Raw genomic sequence first — 22,140 nt, 5'->3', positions numbered from 1 at the left:
ATTATAACGTTTCCTCAGAAAATTTAAAACAAAAGGGCTATCCTTAAAGAAAAAATCCTTTAAGAATCGCCCGGTTCCTGTTCAAAAATGGGATTTATCATTCATATCTTTTTATGTTGTAACGCTGTTTTGTTCCTTTTGATAGGAGCGAATCACTTCATCGGTTTGTTTTTGAAACATGTTTTGAATCTCTTTAAGTTCCATCTTCTTTGAAGCAATCTCTCTCTTTATAGATTCAACCTTCGTCAACTCTTGAAGCTGAAGCAGCTCCTCTTCAAGCTCTTGACAACGTTCGATCTCAGACTGAAGATATAACAACTTATCCATCGTCTCCAACTGCTCTGTTACCAACTCATTAAACCGTTGCTGCATCACTTCCACCACTCCCCTAAACAAGCTCTCCTAAACATTCTCCTTTCACCCTCCAAACCCTTTGACAACTTCTGTCACAATCCCACCAGTTTTGTCGATGGAGGGACGGACCTCCACTTTTCAGAGGATGATGATTGATTGGCGTTGACATGATTGGATTCATGGGAGGTCCGTCCCTCAAAAACGAAAAAGCACCCAAGTTATTGGGTGCTTTTTCCGTCAAGAACAATTCGATTACTGTTGTTGTTGACCGTATTTACCAGAAGCTTTTGCTTTGTTAGCTTCTGCTTGTTGGTTTTGTTGCTTCACGTGTTGTGCTGCTGTTGTTTCTGAAGCGAACTCAGTACCGTATTGTTGTTGCTGAGTTGCACCAGCTTGAGCGTTTTGTTGCTTAACATGTTGAACGCTTGTACCAGCTTGAGTTTTGTTTGGTTGTTTTGCCATTGTAATCACCTCCACGCTTATTAAGATAACCAAGCGTGGATTTGACTATTCGATATTTTCCAGGGAAAACATTCCACTAAACGAGTAGGGAGCGACCACCATCGACAATGATGGTTTGACCTCTGATCATGGAAGAATCGTCTGAAACAAGGAACATCACTGACTTCACAAGATCATCAATTTCCACCATTCGTCCTGCAGGTGTTTTACTGCGGGCATCTTCCAGAAGCTCTTCACGATTTGGGAAATGCTTGAGTGCATCTGTATCGATCGCCCCACCGGAAACTGCATTTACGATTATGTCACGCGGTGCAAGCTCAACGGCAAGATAACGCGTTAAGGCTTCAACTGCAGCTTTTGAAACACCCACAGTTGTGTAGTTGTCTAAATAACGGATGGATCCCAATGAGCTTATGCTTACGATCCGTCCGCCCTTATCCATCAATTTTGCCGCTTCCTGGGCACAGAATAGCAATGCCTTGCTGTTAATGTTCATCGTCCAATCCCAATGAGATTCTTCAAGTTCCATTACTGGACGAAGAACCCCGGATGCTGCGTTACTCACCAATACATCCAAACGGCCGAACTCTTCTTTGATCTGTTCGAACATAGATTTGATCTTATCGACGTCTCCTACATTTGCCCGTACGACAAATGCTTTTCGTCCCAACTTCTCGACCTGTTCAGCCGTTTCGAGTGCACCTTTTTTGCTTCGTGCATAATTAACGATGATATCGTATCCTTTTTCTGCTAGTTGAATCGCAATTTCCCGCCCAAGTCCGCGGCTGCTTCCTGTGACTAATGCTACTTTTTGACTCATGTTGATCATCCTTTCAATTTCATTTTTCCATTTGGTGTAAAGCATAATCATGCCTTGAACATGCACACTAATAAGTGCACGTCAGTTTAATGGAGGAATGAGTTATGTATGTAGGCAGAGATATGACAGAGCTTTCAATGATTCCAAAAGATGAATGGCAAAAAAGCGAGCTCGCTTTCTTTCATCATTCACTACAACAAATAGTACCCTATTTGAACGCAGAAGGACAATCGATTCACCGAGAAATTGTCGAGGAAATTGAAAACCGCGGCGGATTGAATCGTGGCGAAGCCGATTATACTCACGGCACGAAGGTTAGTTTCGATTGAGATGCAATATACAAAGAGCAACCAACCCGGCTGCTCTTTTTTATTTCTGTACTATTCCTGCCCCGGTTTCCTTCCAAATTTTCTGATGGGAAACAGGAAAGGCATATTTCTCTAATTCTTCGGTCGTAACGGCAATCAGGTCGGTTGCATCAAGAGTAGTGCTGTCAATAGAACCAACATATACTTCAATATCCCAAACTATGTGAGAGAATATATGCTGGATTTTCGTGACAACCCCTGCTTTCAATGAGCAATCCACCTTGTATTCTTCCTCCATTAAATCAAGCAATTGCTTTCGACCGCCGCTTGAATCTCCCACTTCAAAGTTAGGGAATTCCCATAAATTAGCGAGCAGTCCTTTACTTGGGCGTTTGTGGATAACCACTCGATCATCTTCCGTAAACAGAACGGCTGCCGCCATATTCATTTTACGTGCAGATTTCTTTTTGGATTTAATTGGGAGTTCTGTTTGCACTCCTTCTTCGAATGCCTGACAGTGCTCCCGGACAGGACATAGTAAGCAGGATGGTGATGTCGGTGTGCAAATCAGTGCCCCAAGTTCCATCAGTGCTTGATTAAAATACGATGGATTCTCTTCAGAAATCAATTTTCTGACTGCTTGTTCAAATACCTTGCGTGAAGCAGGCTTGGCAATATCAAGCCAAATAGAGAGGATCCTTGAAAATACACGCATGACATTTCCGTCGACAGCAGGCTCGGGTTTGCTGTAGGCAATGCTCAAAATCGCCCCGGCTGTGTATGGTCCCACACCTTTTAAAGAAGATATTTCTTTCGGTGTATCCGGGACGATTCCCTCATACTTTTCACTCACTTCTTTGACAGCGGATTGAAGATTTCTGACTCTCGAGTAATAGCCGAGACCTTCCCATGCTTTCAGGACATCTTCTTCGTCTGCAGTGGCAAGAGCATCTATGGTAGGAAATTTCTCGATGAATCGGTTAAAATAAGGTATGACCGTATCCACTCTTGTTTGTTGAAGCATGATTTCAGATACCCACACTTTATATGGATCTTGATCCTTCCTCCATGGAAGATCGCGCTGTTCCCTTGAAAACCATGATAGTAAATCTTTCTGAAATTCCTCACGGTTGATGGTTTGTAAATGTTTCAATGGTTCTTCAGTCAATTTTGTACCTCCAGGATGTTAAATGTTACGTTGAATAGGGAATAAATAATTAAGGCTGTGTTTTTAAGCCAACAAGGTTTATTTCTTTTAACCCTCCACAAATACATTCGTCCAATAATCCAAATAATAAATGACGACGGGAAGTTCGTAAACGTTTCAAAACATGGAAATGGGATTCCGTTGGGACGATAAACCGTTCGATGTAACGATTAGAGTCTGCTTCAGACTTTTCCCATTGGATGTTACAAGCGTCGTATTGTGGTAATGACTCTACGATATTGTTCATAATCTTCTTATATTGAGGTTGGAAGTTTTGTTTTATTTCATATTCTAAGTAAATGTGTAAAGTGTTTTTCATTGAAATAAACTCCTTTTAACCATATCATGTTCCAAAATGAATACAAGTCATAAAGAAAACAAAGAAATGCGAGCCAAGGGAGGACTTTTTTTGGATACAGGCACTCATATCGTCATGGGTTTCGCTCTTGGGGGCTTAGCCACACTGGATCCCGTTGTTGCTGAAAGTGCAGCCACTTCTCAAAGTGTGCTCGTTGCAGCAGTCATCGGCTCTCAAATACCAGACATTGATACCGTTTTGAAATTACGCAATAATGCCGTTTATATACGTCATCACCGAGGCATCACCCACAGTATTCCAGCTGTATTTCTGTGGCCGCTTTTAATTGTCGCTTGTCTTTATCCTTTTTTCCCGGGGGCAGATTTGCTTCATTTATGGATTTGGACATTTGTGGCCGTATTCCTCCATGTATTTGTCGACATTTTCAACGCCTATGGGACACAAGCCATCAGGCCGATCTCGTCGAAATGGGTCGCTTTAGGGGTCATTAACACGTTTGACCCGATTATTTTCGGGATTCATATTGGAGGATTGATTCTTTGGGGCATCGGATTACCGCCTGGAAAAACCTTTTTGGTCATGTACATCGTAATTTTTGCTTATTATGTATTAAGATTCCAGGTTCAAAAAGCCGTAAAAAATGCTGTTAAGCGAAGAATCCCTAAAGCGGAGAAAATAATCGTTTCGCCGACGATCCGGTTTTTCCAATGGCGACTTGCAATCGTAACCAAGGAGCATTACTATGTCGCGCGGGCATTCAGACGGTCGATTACGATTTTTGATAAATTTGAACGGATACCCATACCAGAGAATTCAGTAATCAATGCCGCTAAAAAAGATAAAAATCTGGCCGCTTTTCTTTCTTTTTCGCCTGTTTTCCGCTGGGAAGTGGACGAATACGAAGATCACTTTGAAGTTCGCTTCATCGATCTTCGCTACAGAAATAACGGACACTATCCATTTGTCGCCCTGGTACAACTCGACAAAGACCTGACCATCGTCAGCTCCTACACAGGATGGGTCTTCAGCGAAGAAAAACTCCGCTCAAAAGTCGACATCGACATTTTAATCGATTAAAGCAGTGAGGGACGGACCTTTTCAAGGTCCGTCCCTCATCACTTTAATGCACTAAATCATCATCTTCTTTATCGTCGATCAGGTGTTTGTATTTAGGGTTTTGTGCAGCAAATTCGTGGATTTGTTCTCCGTATGTATTGACCCATTGGCGAACGACTTTTTCCGTTACTGCCTTCCCTTTATAATCGTAACCTGCTTTTGCGTATGTTGCTTCAAAATCTTCCCAAACAAGTTCGATCCAGGTTCTTGCTTTTTCATACGAAAGTTTATTGTTTTTTTCAATTAACAATTGTGTTAATTCGTGGAATGTTGACTCCATTTTGTCTCCTCCTTTTCCATATATTTAGTTCCCGGTTTTATGATAATGTACACCATTTCACCCATACTATTAGTACGTGGTTAAGCTTAGTTGTGAACCTTTGCTTCTTCACGGTATGAGTCAGAAAAATCACCTTTTAGGAGGCACTTTATGCGAAATAAAACGACAGGGTTCCCTAACATGAATAACAATAAATTCGAAGGGGAACCGAGAGCTAAAGCGGAATTTGCATCTAAAAGGGCTAACGGCACCATCAATACCCATCCTCAAGAACGTATGAAAGCTTCTGGAGAAAGAGATCACGACTCACTTTAATGAAGTGAAATTTGTTTAGGGGGTAGTTACGATGGCAAACATGAAAAACAACTTCTACCGAAATAAGTACAGCAGTCCATTTAACAAGGCATTCTACAACCCGAAGCATGCCCATTCCCAAGCTAATGGACAAACCACACAAACTCAAGACTTAATCATTCTAGAGAACCAGACACGCAAACGTTCCTAGACTGCTTCCGAGGTCCGTCCCTATGACGGACCTCTTCATCATTTCTTTTCTTCAGCTAAAAGGGAGATGGGCAGAGCCTCTTCTTTTCCATCGCCACCCAAGCGATATCCCCAGGCGAATACCCCGTTTAAGTAGTCCACTCTGAAATATGTACCGGGATCTCCTTCTATCGCGTAGATTCCCCCAGGCTTGTAGTTGTCGGGATTCATTAGATAAGCCTGCGCCATAAGGGCCTTTCGCTCCAAAACGGCAAACTCATTCACAATCCCCAGCTGTTCAGCTTTTCTTGCCTTCTCTTTCAACGAAGCAATTTCCTGCTTCAACTCATGCTCCGTCATCTCACTATATCTTCTCTCTTGTTCCATCCTTCATCACCTCTACTAATAGTAGTATAGAGAAAATGATACAATAAGAAAAGCGGAGGGGCTTTGCAAAGGGCGACAAGCATAAGACGGCCCCTTATTCCAAGACAATCATCTAACCAAATTCACCAGAAAGGATGACACCATCATGAAAACAGCCATCATCACAGGCGGAGGCTCTGGCCTTGGAAAAGAATTAGGAAAACTGCTTAGCCAGCAAGGATATCATATCTTGCTTCTTGGCCGAACGGAAGACCGCTTAAAAGAAGCTACAGCAGAAATTGAAAACATAGGCGGACAGGTTTCATTTGACACGTTAGATATCCGTTCAACTCAGGACATTCAACAATTCGGCAAAAATCATCTACATGATCATACTGTTGAATTACTCATACATAACGCTGGAGTAGGCTATTTCGGTCCGTTCAAGGATTCAGGCGATGATGAATTAGTAAGCATGTTTGAAACGAATGCACTGGGTCCCATCCGATTAACCAAGGTACTGCTAAATCAACTGGAACAAAATAGCACCATCATTAACATTATTTCAACAGCAGGCCTTAGAGGGAAAAAGAACGAATCATTGTATGTAGCGAGCAAGTTTGCCCTTAGAGGATTTGGTGAAAGTTTACAGAAGGAGTACGAGGACTCGAATCTTCGCATCGTGAATGCATATATGGGTGGAATGGATACTCCATTCTGGGAAAACAGCGATCATATCAGTGACCCTTCAAGACTTCGCTCTCCTAGTGAAGTTGCGGAATTGATTGTGAATGAATACCAAGAAAAAGACGAAATCGTCATCGAATCAAAAAAATAAACCTCAAAAGGCAGCCTTCCCTAAAGGAAGACTGCCTTATCCATTATGGAGCAAACGGGAAGAACATAAAGGCCACTACAAATAATAAAACAGGCACTAAAAATACAGCGAAGGCATCAATAACCACTAGACATGCCATCCACCCCCAGCGGACACCGTCTTTTCTTTTTAGAAACTGCTGGATCATCCGGATGTTCACAATGATGAGGAAGATCGCCACCCCTATGAGAAAGAATGGCATCACCCATTTTCCCATGGTTTCGGCGTACCCTTGGTTATACCATTCTTGCTTCCCCAGTGTATAGAAGCCGGTTTGGACTTTAATGATGATTTCACCAATGATAAATAGTGCTGCCACCCCCACGACAATTCCACCTGTGTAAAGCTTGAATTTTTTAGTCGTACCGATGAGCAGCAGAAGTGTTAAACCAGCAAACAGAAGCGTGAAAATCTCCACACGAACTCCCCCTTGTCATACCCCTTTAGTTCAATCTATCTTGAAAACATCAAATCATTCTTCATTTTCTTTTAATTCTTCCAAAAGTCTATCGATGTCCTCCATTGAGAAACCTTTGCGATACAAGGTCTGTTTCATTTTCTGGACATACTCGTATCCCTCATACTTTGAACTCAGCTTTCTATGAGCCTTTAACCCTTGGTGATAGACGGCATCCCATTTTTCATCGTCATCCCGATCAGATTCTACTGTCTCCCAGACAATTTTCATGACAGAACCCGGATATCCTTTTCGCATCAGATTCTGCTCAATTTTTTGCTTGGCGATCATCTTTGAATCTTTCCGGTATTTTTGAAGAAGTTTTTCGGTGAGACCGACCGCTTTATCGACCTGCTTCTCTTCTGTGAATGCAGAAAGAGCCTCTTCGATATAAGGGTCATCCACCCCTTTTCTTCTTAATTCCCCCCGAATCCAGGTCGGCCCCTTATCGGAGGTATTCATGTGAGTCCCGACAAACGCTTGAGCGAATTCTAAATCATTGATGTATTTAATATCATTTAATTTATGAATCACTTCCTGTATGACGCCATCTTCAGGATCACCTTCTTGTAAGTGGTCCCTGATTTCTTTTTCCGTACGCATTCGATAGGCTAAATACTGAATGGCTTTATTGAATGCTTTTTTCACATCGTCTTCGTACTGAAGCTCCGAAACCTCAAGCTCATCGACTTCCAATCCTTTTCTGAGCTGGAACTTCGCCAATACTGCTTCATCGACACTGAAGGCATATTTTCCATCTATAAATAAATTGTAGCGCTCATCGTTCTTTACTTGCTTCGTTATTTTCGTAATCTTACCCAATTTTTCCACCTCATAGTAATCCTAACACATTCAGCATATGTTTTTTATTCTGTAGATAGGTAAAATAATAAGTATATTGGAGGGATGATGATGAAGATCGCTATAACAGGTGGTACGGGTTTTGTCGGTCAGGCTTTGACGGAGGAACTTCTCGAACACCATCACGAAGTCATGATACTTACTCGAAATCCGGATAAATACAACAATCGTTCAGGTGTTACCTATGTAAAATGGCTATCCGACGGTGCGAAACCCGAAGAAGAGCTCGAAGGAATCCAAGCCTTCATTAACCTTGCAGGGGAATCCATCAACAGCGGCCGCTGGACGGATGAGCGTAAGAAACGAATCATCAATAGCCGAATAAACTCAACCCAAGAGGTAATGAACATTATTAAAGCATTGAAAGAAAAACCGTCGTGTCTTATCAACGCAAGTGCAATCGGCTACTATCCTTCTTCCAAAACGAATACGTATACGGAAGCATCAACGGAAACGGCAGACAACTTTTTAGGAGAAACCGTTCAAATATGGGAAAAAGAAGCGGGCAAAGCGAATCAGCTGGACATCCGGGTTGCATATGCACGCTTTGGAATTATTCTCGGGAAAGACGAAGGCGCCCTCCCCCGAATCGCTCTTCCATATAAAATGTTCGTGGGAGGAACGGTTGGATCCGGGGACCAATGGATGTCGTGGGTCCATATAAAAGACATCGCAAGAGCTGTGCATTTCATTGCTGAAACAGAATCCATCTCGGGACCGGTCAATGTGACAGCACCTTCTCCCGTTACTATGAAAGAGTTTGGGAAAACCCTTGGAGCCGTGCTTGGCAGGCCACACTGGATTCCTGTCCCTTCCCTTGCTTTAAAAGTAGCAATGGGTGAAATGAGCGCCTTGGTGCTAGAAGGCCAAAAAGTACTTCCGAGTGTCCTTTCAGAAAACGGTTTTCAATTTGAATACCCTGAATTAAAAAGCGCACTGATTGACATTTATCATTAAATCACATGTATGCCCCTTTCTTTTCAAGGCAAAAATAAAGTTAATCTTGAAAAGAAGGGATGTACATACAAATGGATAATAAGAAAAAGAAAGACAAAAACAAATCGGTTCTATCCAGTGCGCAGGAAGTAACGTACTCACGAGAATTTAAAGCAGCTGATCGTGCAGGCGGCTTCAGTTCCAAAGCCCATAGATAGACAATTATTACCTAACTAAAACCCCTTACTTTGAAGAAGAATAAAGGTACAGACTCCTTAGTCTGTACCTTTATTTTTTAACCAACTGAAAAGGGGATGTTCATATTGGGCAGATCACGCGGAAATAGTAAACGAGGAAACAAAAACAGCTTGCCTCAAACACCCGCTCAGCTCAAATCTGACGGTGTTGACGAAGAGTTCTCACGTGAACTTGCCGACCAGGCTGATATGGAAGCACAAGCTCGCGCCAATGCTGCCAACCAGCGTGCACGAGTGAAGAAAAACCAATAGAGCAAACCCGGTAGGTAAAAAAGCTGGGTCAAGAGGAATTCATAAAAAAACCGCCCATGTGAGACCAGCATGGGTGGTTTTAATTAGACGTACTATCACACCACGATCGGCTTATTATGCTGTTTGCCTTTAGGAAGAACCACATGTTTCAGGTATGGTATTACCCAACGGTCAGCTCCCCAACAGAATGCCCCTCTGCCGGCAAAAAGAAGGATGATGGCAACTGTGTAGAGAACTGGATTCGTGCTCACTGTTCCCGCTAATAAGAAATTCAGGTTCATGAATGCACCTGCGAGTAATGCCGGTATTGTCATGAATCCGACAATCAAGCCAACTCCCACGAGCACTTCTCCCCATGGAATCAAGATATTGAATAAATCGACATTCGGTATTGCGAACCCTTTTAGGAACTCTGCGTACCACCCTTGAACGGCTGGATGATCACCTGTCGCCTTCGCCAATGCTCCTTGCAAGAAGCCGCTTGCATCAAAACCATCGTTCACCTTATGCCAACCCGCTTCCAGCCACTGAACGCCCAACCAAATTCTAATCACTGTCCAAACCATGCTCACCTTTTGATTTTCCCACCATCTCATGATGGATCATCTCCTTTTGGATTTGTATTGTGAAATATTTCACAATTGTGATTAAAAAAACAGTTGATCAAAGTTTGTGATGGTTTTGATATGATAGCTGTTTTGTTTGTGAAATTTTTCACATGTTCTTTACACTTATAATATACTCCTTCTCCATCCTTATTGCAATAAGCTTTTGAGCAGTTCACAAAGGTGTCAAAATCGGTAAAAAAACAGTTGATAATTACATTCACTTCTTTGTGATTTAACTTCTTGGGATGAATTTCTCTCAGCTACTAACTGGTTACTTCTTTCACGATGATTGGTTTTATATCCCGCTCATTCTATGATTCATATCCTTTGGTATCGTTAGAATCCTTTCTCTGATATTATTCAATATATTACCATGAAAATCTAACGAAAAATGAACATTTTTAATGATAAAGCAGAGAAACTTTCTTCTTCTTAATCCGTATTACATAATAGAACTAGACAGTCCAGTTACGGGGGATGAAACGATGAAATCAGAGAAGAAGCTTTGGAGAATGTGGAAGGTATTATCACTGGCGCTTTCCATCGTGGTGAGAGTCTATTGGTACCGTATCCGCGGTAAGTCCCAATGGGAGAAAGAGAAGCTCTGGGAACGCATTGGAAAAGAGTTTAAAGAAACTTTATTTGAGTTAAATGGCGTTTTGATCAAGGTTGGACAGCTTCTTAGTATACGTGAGGATTTGCTTCCGAGAGGATTTATCAATCAAATACAGGATTTGGTCGATCACGTTCCTCCTTCACCATGGAAGGAGATTGAAAAGGTTCTGGAACGTGAATGGAACAGCTCTGTGACTACTAAGGTACAGGCAATAGACCATGAAGCTGTTGCTTCAGCTTCAATAGGAGAAGTTTACAAAGCGACTCTGTTAGATGGTACCCAAGCGGCTATAAAGGTGCAGCGCCCTGAGATTCCTTCCCTGGTGAAAACGGATTTCCGTTCCCTTGCCATCATTATTTGGTTCGCCCGACGATTTGCTCCAGTTCCCAAAGGGTTCATTGATTTCAAGATGCTTTATAAGGAATTAAAGCAAGTCATCGAACAAGAGCTCGACTTTTCAAAAGAAATGAACACCGCTATTTCGTTCAAACAACGGTTCAAGGATCATTCTAATGTGAAGATTCCTGCTATGTATCCTGAACTTTGCACAGATAAAGTATTGGTGATGGAGTGGGTGGATGGAGTTCGATTGAATGACAAAAAAGCATTGAAGTCGTATGGATTGGACGGGCAGAAGCTAGCTCAGGAATTGTTTCGCCTCTTCCTTCCCCAATGGCTAGAGCCGGGAATTTTCCATGCCGACCCACATGCAGGGAATATACTTCTTCAGCCGGATGGTACTTTCGTTCTCCTGGATTACGGAATGATCGGGGAAATTTCCAAGAGAGATTCCACTCACTTTCAAGATCTTCTGGAAGGAGTCCTTCTAAAGAATTTCCGAAAAGCAGCCGAAGCGCTGTCTCAATTAGGTTTCTTGCTTCCTGATGCAAGCCCGAAAACGATCGAACCAGTGCTCAAGGAATTTGTCACACTCGATATGGAGCAGTTCAAACAGATGGATCTGCTTACCGTTAAGAAAGAAATAAATGATATGGTGAAATCATTACCTGTACAAGTGCCTACCCGTTTCATCTTTTTAGGCAGGTCTTTTGCAACTATAGAAGGAATTGTTCATACATTGAGTCCCGATGAAGAAATCCTTGATGTCGTCAAACCCGCGTTCATGGATTGGGTAAAGGATAGTAACACAAACAAGTGGGAGCTCCTTATGAAATGGGTCAGTGCACAACCTCTCTTTCAGACCGTTCAGAAAATCCGGCAGTTGTTGGATGTACCAGAAAAAGCGCTTGAACAAAAGGACCATCACCAGCAAAATGAGTTTCAGTTTGTGGTATTTGAAAACCAAAAGAAGCAGGCATTCATCCTTTTGCTCTTCGGTGGCGTTGGCGCCTTCACAGGATTAGGATTCGATGTCGATTTCCTTTGGCAAGGTAGTTTGGTGGTGTCTGGATTAAGTCTAGTTGGTTATTTGTTTATCAGCTCCCAACAAAAACGTTGGCTGAAGAGACTCAGGAATGGACAGCTGAATTAACAAAAAAGGTAACCTTGAATTTAGGTTACCTTTTTTACAATCAATGTATGTGTTCAGACAAATACAGATACTCCTCTAACCTAATCCGATTCTTCCCAATGAAATGAACCCCCTCAGCTTCCAAACATAGTCTTTGGATCATAACATGCTCTTCATCACGGAAACCAATTTCCCCTTTGCTATTCAAAACCCGGTGCCAGGGAAGTTTATACTTTTCACTCATGGAGTGAAGAATCCGCACGACCTGTCTGGCAGCTCTAGGACTGCCTGCCAAAGAAGCGATTTGACCGTACGTCATCACTTTTCCAGAGGGGATGCTCTGTATGATTTTCACCACTCGTTCAGTAAAAGGTTTCATGTTAGTTCACTTCCCGCATCAGGATGCTCCCCTATCCTTAACTGCTGTCTTGCAAAGTCGCGGTATAAAGTATGTGATGAATACAATTCCTCATGTGTCCCGACTCCAGTCACCTTTCCTTTTTCTAAAAAGACAATTTGATCGGCATCCACGATGGTGGATAAGCGATGGGCAATCACGAGGGTGGTCCGTCCCTTCATTAAGTTCTTCAGCGCTTCCTGAACGACAATTTCCGATTGACTATCAAGGCTTGAAGTGGCTTCATCCAGCATGAGGATATCAGGGTCCCTCAATAGTGCTCTTGCAATGGCAAGACGTTGTCGCTGACCACCTGAAAGCTTGATTCCTCTTTCTCCTACTTCTGTTTGATAACCGTTAGGGAGGTCCTTAATAAATTCATGGGCATAGGCCATTTTTGAAGCAGCTATCATCTTTTCCTCTGATATATCTCCATGGAGCCCGTAAGAGATATTGTCCCCGATCGTTCCCGAATAGATCGGACTATCCTGGGAGACGTAGCCAAGAAGTTCCCTCCATGATTTTAGCGAGTATGAACTGATCGTCTCTTCCCCCAATAGAATGGCTCCTTGCTGGGGCTTGTAGAACTGCTCAATCAATGAAAACAGTGTCGTTTTCCCACTCCCACTCGGACCAACGATGGCCGTCACTTTCCCTTTTTCGGCCCTTATCGTCACATCCTTTAACACCCTCTCCCCCTCTTCATACCCAAAAGTCACCCCATCAAGGACCAGGGCACGATCAGTTTGAGGGACGGACCTTCCTTCCTCAAGGTTTTCTTCGTCTAAATTGAGAATCGATAACACTTTCTCTGTTGCCCCCACTGTTTTCTGGAACTGAGTAACGAACACGATGATCTGGGTGATTGGCATGATTATCTGAAAGAGGTAGATGAAGAAAGCAACAAGTTCCCCGGCCGTCATGGCTCCAGAGGTCACTCGAATACCCCCGAACCCAATGATTAGGACAAGAACGATGATGATTAAAGAAGAAACGACCGGCGACATTAACGCTTGTATGATTCCTTCCTTTAATCCGAGGACATAAAGCTTCTTGATTCCTGTTTGTCCTTTCTGAAATTCAATCTCCTCCGCATTGGATGACTTCACGAGACGGATTTCCGAAAGGACTCTCGTTAATATAGCCGAAAAGCTTGCAGTCTCGGTTTGCAATCCCCTTGAGATGTCAGCCATCTTTTTGCCAATCGGAATAAGAAACAAGAGTGACAGTGGTATGATTGAAAACATCACCAGGGTAAGGGGCCAATCTAAATAAAACAGTACGATGATGGCACCTATTACAGAAATGATACCTGTTATAAAGCCTGTCAGGTGCTCGGTGATCAGGTTTTTGATCACTCCCGTATCACTGGTCATACGGCTGACAGAGTCACCCGTTTCATGTGAATCATAATAAGGGACGGGCAGAACCAGCAATTTTCTCCAAAGCTTTTCTCTCAAGGAGGCTATGACATGCTGCCCCACCCTCGCCAATATGTAAACAGACACTCCTCCCGCAATCGCTTGAACAAAAAATGCAGCAATCATCCCTATGATGACCCCTTTGCTTAACGAATCTAAACTGAAGTCATCGATCAACTTACTTGTTAATAATGGTATAGCAAGTCCCGCAATCGTTGTAAGCAGGCTCAAGAATAAAGAAACGCCAAACAGGGTTTTCGGTGGATCGGTTTCCTTTATTAAAGTAATAAGCTGCTTCCACTTACCCTTTTCATATGTAGACTCCATTGTTCTCTTCCTCTCAAATATATACTCTTTTCTATTGTAATATGAAGTTCAGTACTTAGGAAATATTACCTTCATCAAGTCAGGTTTCTAGAAGATTTGCACGAATTATATTACACTGGATATGAATGAATAGAAGGACGTGATAGATATAATGGATATTAAATTAATTGCCCTGGATATGGATGGAACACTCGTCAATCACGAAGGAGAAGTATCTCATGAAAATGCACAAGCCATTCAGCGTGCGAAGGAGAAGGGAATTCATGTGGTGTTAAGTACCGGCCGCTCCCTTTTTACATGCAGGGACATTTCAGATGAGCTTGGCCGTTCATCTTATCTGGTAACCGTGAACGGCGGGGAAATTTATGATCATGAATACAATCTGGTAGACAGCATCCCACTTGATCTTGATCTTGTGAAACAGCTTTGGAAATTAAAAGAAGAGCATGATGTCTACTTCTGGTCTTCTACTTCCCAAGGACTATTCAATACGAATAAGCCTTTTGATCAAGATATCGGTACTTATAACTGGTTGAAGTTTGGTTTCGATATTCAGGATGATGACGTCCGCAAAGTCATGATGGACGAGCTGGTGAAAAATGAAGCACTGGAAATCACAAATTCTTCGCCGACGAATATTGAAATCAATCCTGCAGGGGTCAATAAGGCAGCCGCTTTAGTGAAGGTTTGCAAATGGCTGGACCTGTCCATGGAACAAGTCATGGCGGTGGGGGACAGTATGAATGATATAGCCATGATTCGCGAATCCGGTTTTGGAGTTGCGATGGGGAACGCACAGGAAGCCGTGAAAGAAGCCGCTGACTGGGTCACTGGCATCAATACAGATCATGGTGTTGCCCAGGCGATTGATAGAGTACTGTCAGAAATGAAATAAATACTCCAATTAAAGTGCCTGATTCAATGTGAATCAGGCACTAAATCTGTCCAGGATGTCTATTCTTTTTACGTTACGTCCATACTGAGTAAAAAAAACAAGGATTGTACTCAATATGTATCTAATTCTGGTAGTGGTTGTTTATCTGATTTTTGCCAAGCTCTTTATTGATTGGAAACGCTGGAGAGAGTATTATCCAACGGTTCAATATTATATTATTTGCAATCTCTCCTATAACGTGATCTTTTATAACCACACACTTTGGGAATATAAAGCTGTGACGGTAGATTGGCTGAATCATACGTTTATTGATCTTGTATTCACTTTTTTTATCATTCCTGTCGTCATCATGATCTTTCTTCGTTATTTTCCATATAGAAAAAAGAAATGGCTGTATCTTGCCTGCTGGATTGCTTACTTCACGTTATTGGAATACCTTTTTCATAAAAAAGGACTGTTCCTTTATGAAAATGGCTGGAATTTAGGATGGTCTGCAATTTTCAATGTCATCATGTTTTCAATCTTAGGATTGCATCACAAAAAGCCATTACTCGCCATCATTATTTCCTTACCTATCATTGCAATTCTATTATTCATTTTCCATCCATCTTTACAAGATCTAAAGTGAGGGTATTATTATGACTTCCTTTTCTACCCCTGTATTTATTGTCATAGTTTTAGGAGTTTATTTAGCTATGGCAGTATATATCACTTTTTTGAAGAGGAAAGAATAGAAAAAGAAGCACCTCAAAGGATGCTTCTTTTTCTTATTTGACGATGATTTCGTCGTTTTCCAGTGAAATGACTACGTCCGTCACACCTTCTACATCAAGAAGTAAATCAGCGATTTTATCTTCCACTCTTTCCTGGATCACACGACGTAATGGGCGTGCACCGAATTCAGGATGATATCCAAGTTCAACGAGTTTACTCTTCGCATCTTCTTCGATGGTTACAGTAATCCCCTGTTCTTTAAGTTCAACCTTCAGCTCGTCAAGCATAAGGTCAAGAATTTGAAGAAGCTCTTCTTTGTCAAGAGATTCAAATTCAATGATGCTGTCAAAACGGTTCAGGAACTCAGGCTTAAAGTAGGCACCGAGTGATTGAAGAATATTCGTTTCTTTAATCGCATCTGTACCCCCTGTATTAAAACCGACCACTGCTTCCTTCTTGTCCGTCACACCTGCGTTACTTGTCATGATAATCACAGTCTCTTTAAAGCTGACCGTTCTTCCCTGACTGTCTGTAAGGCGTCCATCTTCAAGAATTTGCAGGAACATGTGCTGAACATCCGGATGGGCTTTCTCGATTTCATCCAGGAGAATGATTGAATAAGGGTTTCTTCTTACCTTTTCAGTCAATTGACCGGATTCCTCATGGCCTACATAGCCTGGAGGTGAACCGATCAGTTTTGAAACAGAGTGTTTTTCCATATACTCACTCATGTCTAATCGAAGCATTGAATCTTTAGATCCGAATAACTCTTCTGCCAGTGTTTTCGTTAATTCTGTTTTACCTACACCTGTTGGTCCTACAAAGAGGAAAGTGCCGATTGGACGATGCTTCGCTTTCAATCCTGCACGGCTGCGGCGGATCGCTTTTGCCACTTTCTTTACTGCTTCTTCCTGTCCGATTACTTTACCCGCCAGGTTTTCTTCCAGTGCTTTCATTCGTTTCCGATCATCACTTTGCAGCTTCCCAACTGGAATACCCGTTTTCGATTCAACGATCGTCTGGATCAGTTCTCTTTCTACAAGTGCTTTAGAGTCTGACCCACCTTCACTAACCTGTCTTTCTAATTCTGATTCTTGATCGCGAAGGATGGCAGCTTGTTCATAGTTCTCTTCTTTTGTCGCCAGATCCTTCTTCTCTCTTACATCGTTCAACTTTTTAAGAAGGGCAGTCTTGTCTTTACCCTCGGACTGAAGGTTTACTTTAGAACCTGCTTCATCCATTAAATCAATGGCCTTATCCGGTAAAAATCGATCCTGAATATATCGATGGGATAGTTTCACACAAGCCTCGATGGCCTCGTCTGTAAACTGGACTCTATGATAGTCTTCATATTTATCTTTTAACCCTCTAAGGATCTCGATTGCTTCTTCAGGTGTCGGCTCATTTACCAAGACCGGCTGGAAACGACGCTCAAGTGCTGCGTCTTTTTCAATTTGGCGGTACTCCTTCAATGTTGTAGCCCCGATTACTTGCAATTCCCCCCTGGCTAAAGCAGGTTTTAGAATGTTTCCTGCGTCCATGGAGCCTTCTGCGGAACCTGCGCCAACTAATTGGTGAATCTCATCAATAAATAACATCACATTTTGTCGATTCTGAAGTTCGCTGATGATGGCTTTTAAACGTTCTTCGAAAGAACCACGAACGCCTGTACCCGCCGTTAATGAAGCAACATCCATTACATACACTTCTTTATTTAGTAATTTGGATGGAACATCACCTGCCACGATTTTAAGGGCCAACCCTTCAGCGATAGCCGTTTTACCAACCCCGGGCTCACCGATGAGTACCGGGTTATTCTTATTACGGCGATTTAATATTTCAATGACGCGGTCCACTTCTTTGTCCCGGCCGATAACAGGATCAATCAATCCAGCTTTGGCTGCTCCTGTCACATTGCGTCCAAACTGATCGAGAACGCCATTTCCTCCATTTCCACCTTGGGTTTGTGGAGGTGATTGCTGATTGTGGAAGCCATGATTTGGGTTTCCACTCATGCTCATCCCTTTAAACAACTCATCAAACGGAAATCCTCCATGGATTGCAGAAGGTGTTTGCTGCTTTTGAAAGCAAACTGAACACATCTTCATACTGGACTTGCGACCATTCACTTGCTTATACACTTCAACTGTTGCTTGGTTGTGTTGACATACTTGGCATTTCATTTAACATGACCTCCTATGGTTTGTTTTTATATAAATTATTTTTTTCGATTGTTTTATGGATAAGGTCAATGTCTTAAATATTCGATTACACTAAGTTTGACTTTGACTTTCTTTGACCTTACAAACATAGTATACTTTGACCTTTTTTGACTTTCAACATTTTTGCTTATTGGAATTTTTTCATTTTCAATGACTTGCCTGTTGATTGAAGAGTATAGTAGGTGTATCGAAGTAGATCAAGTGATTGATCTGGAATATATAGCAGGATTTACCTTGGGATTATATAAAAAGAGCCAGACCTGAATATTCAGATCTGACACTTCTCAAATAGAAGGGAGAGAATCACTCCCCTATCTTCCTATTAAAACATTATACTAATTCGCGATCCCAATGACGATGTTCGGCAATGGCTACTGTGAACTCTTTTGCAAATGACTTCATGTCTTCCCCAGTTACCACACCAGATCCGCTGACACCCGCTTCTTCCAACCAGTGTATCCCTTCATGCGTTGCACCAATCGGTTTGAAGTGAGAATACGCTTCTTTGACAAAATAGGTTGTATCTTGAGAGAACTTTTTATCTACATTCTCTCCGCCTACTACGTAAAGGCTATCAAATAATACAGATTCCCCTGTTAAGAAGGTATGGTCCACTTCAAGCTCCGTACCGTCATCCCCTTTTCTCGTCCCCAGCTTGTCACTGATGATTTCAGGCTGGATGCCGTCTTCTTTAAGAGCGGATAGTACCATTTTTACCTCTTCCCCTTTAAAGCCGTTTCCTAAGATGACCCCTACTTTACGGGTAGCAGGTTTCTTGATCGTATTTTCCTGGCTTAAAGCTGGAGAGGATTTGGTTACTTTTGTACCTTCTCCGCTAGGAACTTTTGCGCTTATCGCTTCTGCAAACCCTTTTGCCAGATCCATGCTTACATTGGCAAACATGTCGACTACCTGCTGTTGAACCGATTTGCTCTTCACTTTTCCAAGCTCGAAACTGAAGGCTTGAATGATATGCTCTTTCTCAGGCTCACTCATGCTATTCCAGAACATGGTGGCTTGTGAGAAGTGATCTTTGAAGCTTTCACTTCTTGCCCGGACTTTACGCCCTTCCATCTTCTCCTGATAATGAGTGTAGCCTCCTTCTTCCTGACTGGCAGGTGCTGGTGTATTTTTAGCAAGTGAGTTGTTATGGTAGCTCACCTGACCCTTGTTAATCGTTTGACGGCCATATCCATCACGCTGATTATTGTGGAATGGGCACACAGGTCGGTTAATAGGAAGCTCATGGAAGTTAGGTCCACCGAGTCTGATCAATTGTGTATCGGTATAGGAGAATAAGCGTCCCTGTAATAACGGATCATTAGAGAAATCAATCCCGGGAACAACGGAACCAGGATGGAAAGCTGCTTGCTCCGTTTCTGCAAACACATTGTCCACATTCCGATTAAGGGTCATTTTCCCAACGATTTTCACAGGAACTTCTTCTTCAGGCCATAGCTTGGTAGGATCAAGAACATCAAAGTCAAAGTTAAACTCATCTTCTTCCTTAATGAGCTGAACTCCCAGCTCGTACTCTGGATAATCGCCATTTTCGATTGATTCAAACAAATCACGGCGGTGGAAATCCGGGTCTTTACCGTTGATCTTCTGAGCCTCATCCCAAACGAGAGAGTGCGTTCCAAGTACCGGCTTCCAATGGAATTTCACAAAATGAGCCTTCCCCTCCGCGTTCACCAGTCGGAATGTATGAACACCGAAGCCTTCCATCATCCGCAGGCTGCGGGGAATCGCCCGATCTGACATGGCCCACATGACCATATGAGCGGACTCCTGGTTATTCGCTACAAAATCCCAGAACGTATCATGGGCAGAAGCTGCCTGAGGCATTTCATTATGTGGTTCCGGTTTAAGTGCATGAACAAGATCCGGGAATTTAATCGCATCTTGAATGAAGAACACAGGAATATTGTTTCCTACAAGATCATAATTGCCTTCTTCCGTATAAAATTTCGTAGCAAACCCACGCGCATCACGTACGGTTTCTGCGGAACCCTTAGATCCGGCCACAGTTGAAAAACGTACAAAGACAGGGGTTTTCGTTGAAGTGTCCTGAAGAAATTTAGCCCGGGTGTATTCTTTCATAGAGTCATAGAGTTCGAATTCTCCGTGTGCAGCGAAGCCCCGTGCATGAACAATCCGTTCCGGTATGCGCTCATGGTCGAAGTGAGTCATCTTCTCACGGAAGTGGAAATCCTCCATTAAAGTAGGTCCGCGCTCTCCTGCCTTCAAAGAAAACTCATCTTCTGATACCTTCAATCCTTGATTGGTTGTAAGATGCTTACCTTCGTCCTCCACGCGATACTGCTCAAGCTGTTCATCCTTGCTTTTCTCATTCACTTTCGTACGACGGTCGTCTCCCATTCTTTCATCCCTCTCAACGGTTATTAATGTTTACTATGTAAAACATTTCTCTTTCTTTAGTACCCTTGATCCTCTTAATTAAACATATATTGGATAGTTTCGAGTAAGCCCTTTTTTGAAAATATTCCAAATTATTCTTTACGAACGTAACAATGTTCTGTTAAACTAATCATCAAGTAACGTAACAATGTTTTGTTACAGAAAAGAGGTGATCCCTCATTGGAAACGAATCTTATTTCTAAAAAGGAATTGTTGGAACTCACCGGGATCTCGTATGGCCAGCTTTACCGTTGGAAGCGAAAGAACATTATTCCGGAGAGTTGGTTTATTAAGAAATCCAGCTTCACTGGTCAGGAAACGTTCTTTCCCAGGGAAAAAATGCTCTCACGCATCGATACAATCAAAGAGATGAAGGATGACTATTCACTGGATGAACTATCCGATTTCTTTTCACCAAATCCCACCAGGATGGAAGTCCGTGCAGATGAATTACCAACGTACAACATACTGTCGGAACATACCTTATCCTTCTGCACAGCACTTCTACCGGCAAGAAAGGGATTTGAGTTTCCTGATCTATTAAATATGTTGATCATTGAGAAGGCGAAAAGGATACAAGTCCCAAGAGAAGAACTGCAAACCTTATTTCTTTTTCTTCATGAGAAGTTCACTCCACTAAAAGATTCTTCCCTTGAACTTGTCGGACTTCGTAAAAAAGAGGAGTATGTATGGATTCTCCTTCCTCTTCATTCCGAATTGCTTGTTGACCATTCAGCACAGACCGTATTGAGATTCGATCTACAACAGATAATGGAAGAATTGAAAATCACGTTGACGAATACAAAAGGGATTTAACTTCCCTGAAATGGAGGAAAAAAGAATGAATACAGTGGAAAAGAAAGAACTGCATGACTTGAAGATCAGTGGATCCGGAACGTCCGCCGGAGGAAGATTTGATGCAGTAAAGATCAGTGGAAGTGGAAAAATCGCTGGCGACATCGACTGCCACGAGCTTAAAATTTCAGGTTCCGGGACGATTTCAGGTGACGTTAAAGCTGGATACATTAAAACGAGTGGTTCTTCTATCATAAAAGGTGATACAAAAGCAGAAACGATCACAACAAGTGGAAGCTCCAAATATGAAGGCTCGGTGATGGCTGTTGAAATGAACACAAGTGGTTCAAGTAAAATAGTGAAAGACCTTATCTTTAAGACTTTCAAGGTGAGCGGTTCATGCAAGGTTGGAGGAAAGATTCAAGGGGGATCGATTAAAGCAAGCGGTTCTTTGAGTGTAGAAAAGGATTGTGAAGTCGAAACCTTCTCATCCTCCGGCTCTGTCCATATCGAGGGGCTGCTCAACGCTGACCGGGTTCAAATCGAAATCAATCACGAATCCTCCATTAAAGAAATCGGTGGCGAAACGATTTCGGTGAAACACCAAAACTCGAACGGACTGATTAAACAAGTGGTGAACTTCTTTCTCCAAAAGGAAGATTACTTATTTTCAGAACTGATCGAAGGTGACGAGGTGTACCTTGAGAACACAAAGGCAAAACTGGTCCGCGGTAAAAATGTTGTGATCGGGGAGAATTGTGACATTGATACGGTTGAATATTCAGGAATTCTTGATGTGAAGCAGAATAGTAGAATCCATGAAAAAGTGAAGATTTAATATAAATTATTTCTTAGCAGGGATGAGTTTCACCATCTCTGTTTTTTATTTAAATCTCCG

Annotated in this window: 27 protein-coding genes; 13 read left to right on the top strand and 14 right to left on the bottom strand. The window is 42.3% G+C overall.

Going from position 1 to position 22,140, the window contains the following annotated elements; genetic code table 11:
- Nucleotides 1–111: 111 nt before the first annotated feature.
- The 3 genes from ACQKFO_RS11930 to fabL form a co-directional block, all read right to left on the bottom strand.
- A complete protein-coding gene (locus ACQKFO_RS11930) occupies nt 112–372 on the bottom strand; it encodes a YgaB family protein (RefSeq protein WP_427598915.1) in 261 nt (86 codons plus the stop codon).
- A 234-nt stretch (nt 373–606) separates the two neighbouring features.
- Nucleotides 607–816, bottom strand: a complete 210-nt coding sequence (locus tag ACQKFO_RS11925; RefSeq protein WP_324747581.1) for a gamma-type small acid-soluble spore protein — start codon at nt 814–816, stop codon at nt 607–609.
- Nucleotides 817–892: 76 nt separating this feature from the next.
- Nucleotides 893–1,636, bottom strand: a complete 744-nt coding sequence (gene fabL / locus ACQKFO_RS11920; protein ID WP_427598860.1) for an enoyl-[acyl-carrier-protein] reductase FabL — start codon at nt 1,634–1,636, stop codon at nt 893–895.
- A 104-nt stretch (nt 1,637–1,740) separates the two neighbouring features.
- Here fabL and ACQKFO_RS11915 point away from each other — a divergent pair, with 104 nt between their 5' ends.
- Nucleotides 1,741–1,965, top strand: a complete 225-nt coding sequence (locus ACQKFO_RS11915) for a hypothetical protein (protein ID WP_427598859.1) — start codon at nt 1,741–1,743, stop codon at nt 1,963–1,965.
- Between the two features lie 40 nt (nt 1,966–2,005).
- On the opposite strand, the gene mutY is transcribed toward ACQKFO_RS11915, so the two are convergent.
- Together mutY and ACQKFO_RS11905 are read right to left on the bottom strand one after the other, a co-directional pair.
- Entirely contained in the window at nt 2,006–3,112 is a 1,107-nt protein-coding gene (gene mutY, locus ACQKFO_RS11910) for an A/G-specific adenine glycosylase (RefSeq protein ID WP_427598858.1), read from the bottom strand.
- A 49-nt stretch (nt 3,113–3,161) separates the two neighbouring features.
- Nucleotides 3,162–3,470: a hypothetical protein gene (locus tag ACQKFO_RS11905; protein WP_427598857.1), complete on the bottom strand. Its 309-nt coding sequence runs from the start codon at nt 3,468–3,470 to the stop codon at nt 3,162–3,164.
- 90 nt (nt 3,471–3,560) lie between these two features.
- Between ACQKFO_RS11905 and ACQKFO_RS11900 the strand changes: the two genes are divergently transcribed.
- On the top strand, nt 3,561–4,547 hold the full coding sequence (locus ACQKFO_RS11900; protein WP_427598856.1) for a metal-dependent hydrolase: 987 nt from the start codon (nt 3,561–3,563) through the stop codon (nt 4,545–4,547).
- 43 nt (nt 4,548–4,590) lie between these two features.
- Here ACQKFO_RS11900 and ACQKFO_RS11895 read toward each other — a convergent pair whose 3' ends face one another.
- Entirely contained in the window at nt 4,591–4,866 is a 276-nt protein-coding gene (locus ACQKFO_RS11895) for a YfhJ family protein (RefSeq protein WP_034762572.1), read from the bottom strand.
- Between the two features lie 150 nt (nt 4,867–5,016).
- On the opposite strand from ACQKFO_RS11895, the gene ACQKFO_RS11890 reads away from it, so the two are divergent.
- Entirely contained in the window at nt 5,017–5,181 is a 165-nt protein-coding gene (locus tag ACQKFO_RS11890) for a small, acid-soluble spore protein K (protein WP_044339716.1), read from the top strand.
- Nucleotides 5,182–5,212: 31 nt separating this feature from the next.
- Entirely contained in the window at nt 5,213–5,371 is a 159-nt protein-coding gene (locus ACQKFO_RS11885; protein WP_082051311.1) for a YpzG family protein, read from the top strand.
- 38 nt (nt 5,372–5,409) lie between these two features.
- Here ACQKFO_RS11885 and ACQKFO_RS11880 read toward each other — a convergent pair whose 3' ends face one another.
- Entirely contained in the window at nt 5,410–5,736 is a 327-nt protein-coding gene (locus ACQKFO_RS11880; RefSeq protein WP_044339717.1) for a YfhH family protein, read from the bottom strand.
- 145 nt (nt 5,737–5,881) lie between these two features.
- Here ACQKFO_RS11880 and ACQKFO_RS11875 point away from each other — a divergent pair, with 145 nt between their 5' ends.
- Complete coding sequence (locus tag ACQKFO_RS11875; RefSeq protein WP_427598855.1) at nt 5,882–6,553, top strand: SDR family NAD(P)-dependent oxidoreductase; 672 nt, start codon at nt 5,882–5,884, stop codon at nt 6,551–6,553.
- A 43-nt stretch (nt 6,554–6,596) separates the two neighbouring features.
- Here ACQKFO_RS11875 and ACQKFO_RS11870 read toward each other — a convergent pair whose 3' ends face one another.
- Together ACQKFO_RS11870 and recX are read right to left on the bottom strand one after the other, a co-directional pair.
- Nucleotides 6,597–7,010, bottom strand: coding sequence for a hypothetical protein (locus ACQKFO_RS11870; protein WP_427598854.1), 414 nt, complete (start codon nt 7,008–7,010; stop codon nt 6,597–6,599).
- A 54-nt stretch (nt 7,011–7,064) separates the two neighbouring features.
- Nucleotides 7,065–7,871, bottom strand: coding sequence for a recombination regulator RecX (recX, locus tag ACQKFO_RS11865; protein WP_427598853.1), 807 nt, complete (start codon nt 7,869–7,871; stop codon nt 7,065–7,067).
- A gap of 90 nt (nt 7,872–7,961) precedes the next feature.
- On the opposite strand from recX, the gene ACQKFO_RS11860 reads away from it, so the two are divergent.
- The 3 genes from ACQKFO_RS11860 (at nt 7,962) to ACQKFO_RS11850 (ending at nt 9,355) form a co-directional block, all read left to right on the top strand.
- The gene (locus ACQKFO_RS11860; protein WP_427598852.1) at nt 7,962–8,867 is read left to right on the top strand and encodes a TIGR01777 family oxidoreductase; all 906 of its coding nucleotides are present in this window, start codon (nt 7,962–7,964) and stop codon (nt 8,865–8,867) included.
- Between the two features lie 71 nt (nt 8,868–8,938).
- Entirely contained in the window at nt 8,939–9,064 is a 126-nt protein-coding gene (locus ACQKFO_RS11855) for a YfhE family protein (protein ID WP_079531092.1), read from the top strand.
- A 105-nt stretch (nt 9,065–9,169) separates the two neighbouring features.
- Nucleotides 9,170–9,355, top strand: coding sequence for a YfhD family protein (locus tag ACQKFO_RS11850; protein ID WP_044339722.1), 186 nt, complete (start codon nt 9,170–9,172; stop codon nt 9,353–9,355).
- Between the two features lie 95 nt (nt 9,356–9,450).
- Here ACQKFO_RS11850 and ACQKFO_RS11845 read toward each other — a convergent pair whose 3' ends face one another.
- A complete protein-coding gene (locus ACQKFO_RS11845; RefSeq protein WP_427598851.1) occupies nt 9,451–9,951 on the bottom strand; it encodes a DoxX family protein in 501 nt (166 codons plus the stop codon).
- A gap of 497 nt (nt 9,952–10,448) precedes the next feature.
- Here ACQKFO_RS11845 and ACQKFO_RS11840 point away from each other — a divergent pair, with 497 nt between their 5' ends.
- Nucleotides 10,449–12,071 carry an ABC1 kinase family protein gene (locus tag ACQKFO_RS11840; RefSeq protein WP_427598850.1) on the top strand — a complete coding sequence of 541 codons (1,623 nt, stop codon included), beginning with the start codon at nt 10,449–10,451 and terminating at the stop codon, nt 12,069–12,071.
- 40 nt (nt 12,072–12,111) lie between these two features.
- On the opposite strand, the gene ACQKFO_RS11835 is transcribed toward ACQKFO_RS11840, so the two are convergent.
- The gene (locus tag ACQKFO_RS11835) at nt 12,112–12,429 is read right to left on the bottom strand and encodes an MGMT family protein (RefSeq protein ID WP_427598848.1); all 318 of its coding nucleotides are present in this window, start codon (nt 12,427–12,429) and stop codon (nt 12,112–12,114) included.
- Nucleotides 12,426–14,195: an ABC transporter ATP-binding protein gene (locus tag ACQKFO_RS11830; protein WP_427598847.1), complete on the bottom strand. Its 1,770-nt coding sequence runs from the start codon at nt 14,193–14,195 to the stop codon at nt 12,426–12,428. Before ACQKFO_RS11830 ends, ACQKFO_RS11835 begins: the two co-directional genes overlap by 4 nt.
- 151 nt (nt 14,196–14,346) lie before the next feature.
- On the opposite strand from ACQKFO_RS11830, the gene ACQKFO_RS11825 reads away from it, so the two are divergent.
- Nucleotides 14,347–15,090: a Cof-type HAD-IIB family hydrolase gene (locus ACQKFO_RS11825; RefSeq protein WP_427598846.1), complete on the top strand. Its 744-nt coding sequence runs from the start codon at nt 14,347–14,349 to the stop codon at nt 15,088–15,090.
- Between the two features lie 115 nt (nt 15,091–15,205).
- Nucleotides 15,206–15,718 carry a CBO0543 family protein gene (locus ACQKFO_RS11820; protein WP_427598845.1) on the top strand — a complete coding sequence of 171 codons (513 nt, stop codon included), beginning with the start codon at nt 15,206–15,208 and terminating at the stop codon, nt 15,716–15,718.
- Between the two features lie 139 nt (nt 15,719–15,857).
- Here ACQKFO_RS11820 and ACQKFO_RS11815 read toward each other — a convergent pair whose 3' ends face one another.
- Nucleotides 15,858–17,987: an AAA family ATPase gene (locus tag ACQKFO_RS11815; RefSeq protein ID WP_427598844.1), complete on the bottom strand. Its 2,130-nt coding sequence runs from the start codon at nt 17,985–17,987 to the stop codon at nt 15,858–15,860.
- A 369-nt stretch (nt 17,988–18,356) separates the two neighbouring features.
- Nucleotides 18,357–20,408 carry a catalase gene (locus ACQKFO_RS11810; protein ID WP_427598843.1) on the bottom strand — a complete coding sequence of 684 codons (2,052 nt, stop codon included), beginning with the start codon at nt 20,406–20,408 and terminating at the stop codon, nt 18,357–18,359.
- 219 nt (nt 20,409–20,627) lie between these two features.
- Here ACQKFO_RS11810 and ACQKFO_RS11805 point away from each other — a divergent pair, with 219 nt between their 5' ends.
- Together ACQKFO_RS11805 and ACQKFO_RS11800 are read left to right on the top strand one after the other, a co-directional pair.
- Nucleotides 20,628–21,263, top strand: coding sequence for a DUF4004 family protein (locus ACQKFO_RS11805; RefSeq protein ID WP_427598842.1), 636 nt, complete (start codon nt 20,628–20,630; stop codon nt 21,261–21,263).
- Nucleotides 21,264–21,288: 25 nt separating this feature from the next.
- On the top strand, nt 21,289–22,080 hold the full coding sequence (locus tag ACQKFO_RS11800) for a polymer-forming cytoskeletal protein (protein WP_427598841.1): 792 nt from the start codon (nt 21,289–21,291) through the stop codon (nt 22,078–22,080).
- The last annotated feature ends 60 nt before the right edge of the window (nt 22,081–22,140 follow it).

Origin of the sequence: Rossellomorea sp. NPDC071047 (assembly GCF_050270195.1) — a bacterium.
Classification (GTDB): domain Bacteria; phylum Bacillota; class Bacilli; order Bacillales; family Bacillaceae_B; genus Rossellomorea.
This window is presented reverse-complemented; position numbering and strand designations above follow the sequence as displayed.